General features: G+C 65.9%; 1 protein-coding gene. It reads left to right on the top strand.

Annotated features, from left to right (window positions below; translation table 11 throughout):
* A partial coding sequence (locus CXQ90_RS21725) for a phosphoribosylaminoimidazolesuccinocarboxamide synthase (protein ID WP_104141392.1) occupies nt 1-645 on the top strand: 645 nt, incomplete at both ends.

Here is a 645-nt window from a genome sequence, read left to right as displayed (position 1 = left end):
CTCACCCAGCTGAGTCTGTGGTGGTTCGACCAGCTCGGCAACGTCCCCAACCACGTCATTTCCGCTGATGAGGGTGTTCCTGCCGAAGTGGCCGGCCGGGCCATGATCTGCAAAAAACTGGACATGTACCCCGTGGAAGCCATTGCCCGCGGCTACCTGACCGGGTCCGGGCTGGCCGAGTACCGCCGGTCGCAGACGGTATGCGATGTGCCCCTGCCCGCGGGACTGGTTGACGGCTCACGGATCGACCCCGCGATCTTTACCCCGTCTGCGAAGGCCGAGGTGGGTGAGCATGACGAGAACATCAATTACGACGCCGTTGTGGCGGCTGTCGGTGCCGAAACGGCTGCGAAGATCCGCGACCTGACGCTGGACATCTACACTGCGGCCGAGGCCATTGCCCGGAGCCGCGGGATCATCCTGGCGGACACCAAGGTGGAGTTTGGGCTGGACCCCGCCACCGGCCTGGTGACATTGGGAGACGAGGTGCTGACCCCGGATTCCTCGCGGTTCTGGGACGCGTCCCTGTACGAGCCGGGCAAGGCCCAGCCGTCCTTCGACAAGCAGTACGTCCGGGACTGGCTGACCTCCCCTGAATCCGGCTGGGACAAGGCGTCGGACACTCCGCCGCCGGCTCTGCCCGCC

It is taken from the genome of Arthrobacter sp. ZGTC131 (assembly GCF_002929275.1).
Lineage (GTDB): Bacteria > Actinomycetota > Actinomycetes > Actinomycetales > Micrococcaceae > Arthrobacter.
This window is presented reverse-complemented; position numbering and strand designations above follow the sequence as displayed.